At 68.0% G+C, this 3,981-nt stretch carries 2 protein-coding genes and 1 pseudogene; all 3 read right to left on the reverse strand.

Going from position 1 to position 3,981, the window contains the following annotated elements:
* Positions 1–2,607 (reverse strand): ABC transporter ATP-binding protein (locus ACRDUX_RS06230; RefSeq protein WP_526412042.1); only part of this gene is annotated, 2,607 nt, incomplete at its 3' end.
* A gap of 171 nt (positions 2,608–2,778) precedes the next feature.
* Positions 2,779–3,747 carry a hypothetical protein gene (locus tag ACRDUX_RS06235; RefSeq protein ID WP_526412044.1) on the reverse strand — a complete coding sequence of 323 codons (969 nt, stop codon included), beginning with the start codon at positions 3,745–3,747 and terminating at the stop codon, positions 2,779–2,781.
* Positions 3,740–3,981 (reverse strand): annotated as a pseudogene (locus ACRDUX_RS06240) (hypothetical protein); the annotation flags it as partial. The gene ACRDUX_RS06235 and the pseudogene ACRDUX_RS06240, both read right to left, overlap by 8 nt.

Raw genomic sequence — 3,981 nt, forward strand, 5'->3', positions numbered from 1 at the left:
GAGCAACGCGGTCGCGAGATTCCATCCGTCGAGGAGGTAGACGATCCACGCCGCAACGACGCCAAGCTGCACCATCACGACCGGGACTCCGAAGAGGATCGACTGGATCCGGTGTTCACGTACCGCGGCGCCGACACGACCGCCGTCGACACGGTCGAGGTGTGCGTGCACGTCACCGGTGGCGGCAGCGAGCTTGACGGTGCCGACGCACTCCAGCACCGAGACCAGCGACCGGCCGAAGCCGGCCCTGGTCGCAGAAGCCGCCGCGGCCGATCGTCCCGCGATGGGTCGACCGGCCACCGAAGTTACTGCCGCAGCGACCATTACCGCCAGCAGGATGGCTCCCGCGATCGGAGTCCCACCGAGCAGTGACGCGATGACCACGATGACCAACCCGGCGACGACGTCGTTGCAGCGGTCGGCGTACTGAAGGAATCGGTCGGAGTCCAGGACTCGGGAGACCACCTCGCCCGGTGGTGTCCTGACGAGGCGGTGCTGCCGGGTCTGTGCGTCCAGCACGGTCATGCGAATGCGCAGCGAGCACGCCGACCACCACGGCAGGAACCGGCGTAGCGCCACGGCCAACACGAACGGTTCCGCGACGATGCTGAGCACGACGGCGACGGTGAGCAGCACTGGCGTCCGCCCGTTCTGAAGGCTCTGGACCACATGCCCCCAGACGAAGCCGCTGAGGGCACCGGTCGCGCCGAGCAGTCCCGTCACCATGAACAGCGACGCCCCGAGGAGTCCCCAGGTGGGGTAAACCCGAACCATGTGGGCGATCCCACGGGCCAGGCTCGGACCGCCGTCGACGTCGGCCTGCTCCGGAGGGGTGCCCTGGCGGCGCGCACCGCCGATCGCGGTTTCGGCGTCATCGGCGGCCGGTTCAAGCCCGTCAGCGGTGGCCGCGAGGTCGTCGGCCCCGGAGGCGTCGAGCAGCTGGCGAAACGGACCGGGTCGGGATTCCAGCTCGGTGCGTGAACCCGCATCGACGATGCGGCCGCCGTCGAGGACGGCCACCTGATCAGCTCGGGCCACCGTCGAAAGGCGGTGTGCAATCAGGATTCCGGTGCGATCGGTCAGCAACCTGTCCGCGGCACGGACCACGCGCGCCTCGGTGAGGGGATCCATGCGCGCGGTGGCCTCGTCGAGGATGACGACACGGACGGCACGGACCAGCAGCCGGGCGAAGGCGACGAGCTGCTCCTCCCCCGCCGACAACGTGGTTCCACCTGGACCGAGGACGGTGTCCAGGCCGTCCGGCAGGCTCTGCACCCAATCGGTCAGATCGAGTTCGGCGACCGCTTCCCGTACGCGTAGCCGAGGCAGGTCCGCGAACAACGCGATGTTCTCGGCCAGTGTGCCTGCGAGGATTTCGGTGCGTTGCGTGACCACCCCGACCGATGCCCGCAACTGTTGCAGGTCGAGATCGAGGACGTCGACACCGCCGAGGAACAGTGCGCCGGGTTCGGGATCGGCGGCACGCGACACCAGCGATGCGAGCGTCGACTTGCCCGAGCCGGTCCGGCCGACGAGTGCGCAGGTGGTGCCTGCCTTCACCTGCAGATGGATCCCTTCGAGGGCGAACACCCCCTCGGCGTACGCGAAGTGCAGATCGTCGAGCTCGATATCGATGGGACCGTCCGGAAACGGCCGTCCACCAACGGGTTCGGATTCGCTGGCGGCGAGCTGGCGGAGCCGGATGACCGCACCCATGCCCGCCTGCAGTTCGGGCAACTGACGCGCGAGCTGGGCTATCTCGTTGACCAGGGTGGCGCTGACCAGGAAGAGGGTGATCAGTCGAGCGACGTCGAGGTCGTCGTCGGTGACCAGCGCGACACCCGCGATCACCACTGCACCCAGGAACGCATGCAGCAGCCCACCGGCGCGAAGGGTGATCCGCGACTCCACGGCGACCACGGCACGAAAGCGTCGTTGGACGTTGCCCGAGAGTTCGGCACACCGCCGGAGGACGTGCGCTTGACCAAGGCTGGTGCGCATGTCGTCTCGCGCGGCGATGCCCTCCTCCATGGCTGCGGCGTGGTCCGTCCAGGCGATCTCCTCAAGGACCTTGCGTTCGCTCAGTTCGCGCAGCAGCGGCCGGATCACCATCACGGTCAACGGCCCGACGATCGGGAAAATAATCCACGCCGGCCACCACGTCAAGCCGGCGACGACCCACATCGGAAGTACGGAGAAGACCGTGCGCAGCGCATCCCACAGCTGCATGCGGACCAGCGTCCCGACCTCGTGGGTGTCGTCGTCGACGCGGTCGAGGACCTCGCCGACGGCCTGTTCCGACAACAGTTCCAGCGGCTGATTCAAGGCCGCCGAGAGCAGATCCCGCCGCAACCTCCCCTCTGCGCGGTCGGCGATGACCGCCCAGATCGTCCGCCCCACGGTGTCCAGCAGCGCGTATCCCACCAGGCATCCCGTGAGTGCTGCGACGGTGGTCCAGACCGGATCGGCGGCGAGCCTCCCGATGATGACGGTGCCCAACGACTGCAGGATCGCGGCGATCGCCATCGCGACGAGGGCGATGCTGGTGCCAGGCCGCCACAACCGGCGCCAGTCGACTGCGCGGTCGGGGTCGTCGGGACGGCTCACGGACCGCGTGGACCTGTCCGTGCCCGGCCGAGACGTCGTGGTGGTCATCGTTTCGCGATGGTCATGGCTTCGGACGTTACGCATCGGCAATGCCCACGCGCATCTTCTTTTTCGCCACCACCGCAGACGGACCCTACCCGAGACGTGCGGCCTGCAGGGCCCGCCGTCGGGTCAGAGGTCCTGCGCTCCATGACCGGTACCCACGGCGTCGTCCGGAGTGCTGGCGACTAGCAGCCAGACCAGCGTCGCCAGCCCGGTGAAAACGGCTTGGACCGCCAACAGAAACGCGATGTACTCGTGCGAGCGGGACAGCACGTCACCGCATCCCTGGCCGTCCCACGGAAGAGTCGACAGCGACCCGACCAGACCGGCCGCCAATACCGTCACGGTCGCCGCGGTCGCCGCGCGCTGGCCGCCGTCGGTCAACGTCCGGCGAAAGTAGTTGAACTCGACACCGAGAGCCAGCAACAGCACCGGTACCACTCCGACCACCTGCTGAAAGAACACCGGGCTGATGGCTCCCCGGCACAGTTGTGAGAGAACCGAAATCTGCTCTGACACTGGAAGTTCCACGACCTGGGCCTCGAGTGACGGGTCGAGTGCACGGGCAACGCCGACGTCGAAGTAGTCGACGTAGGCGCTCGCCGCGAGATAACAGAGCCAGGCCCCCACCACCAGTGGGACTATCGCGCGCGCCCGCGCCCAGTCGACCGGCAACGCCACTCGGCGCGCGCTGCTGAGCAACGTGAGCGGATCGGCGTTCAGCGACGCCGCCATCGTGAAACCCATTGCGGCGGCGTAGATGCTGGCAGTCAGCACGTCGACGCGAATCGATTGCGCGGGGATGAGCCGCAGTGCGTCGACTCCGATGAGGATGACGACGCCCGACCACCACCAACCCCACAGTCGCGGCACGTCACCGTCCGCCCGGGTGACGGCGCGCTTCATCACGCCGACCACTGCCAGCACCGCGGCATCGACGACGATCACCGCGATCCGCCATGCCACGTGTCCGCCGGCGCCGCTGGACGGGAACAGCTCCGAGACGAACTGCTCGCTGTAGGAGAAGGCGAACAGCATCAGGAAGACCACACCGAAGAGCGCGCGATCAGCGCGCGGGGGTGCTGCGGATTCAGGCATCGTCGGCTCCCGCGGTGGCGCGTTGGTCGGGGCTGTTCATCACGAGAAGCCACATGAGCGTCGCCAACCCCGTGGCGACACCCTGCACCGTGACCACGAAGGTCAGGAACTCGTGCCAATAGCCCAGCACCCCACCGCAACCCGTGCCTGCCCACGGCAGCGTGGACAGTGCCATGGCCAAGCCGATCGACATCACGGTCACCGTCGCGGCCGCGGCGGCCCGCTGAGCGGGTT

The sequence above is a fragment of the Mycobacterium sp. genome (assembly GCF_050701675.1).
Lineage (GTDB): Bacteria > Actinomycetota > Actinomycetes > Mycobacteriales > Mycobacteriaceae > Mycobacterium.

Excerpts from the sequence above, each read along its gene's own strand:
- ACRDUX_RS06235 (WP_526412044.1), bottom strand. The coding sequence starts at position 3,747 with ATGCCTGAATCCGCAGCACCCCCGCGCGCTGATCGCGCGCTCTTCGGT.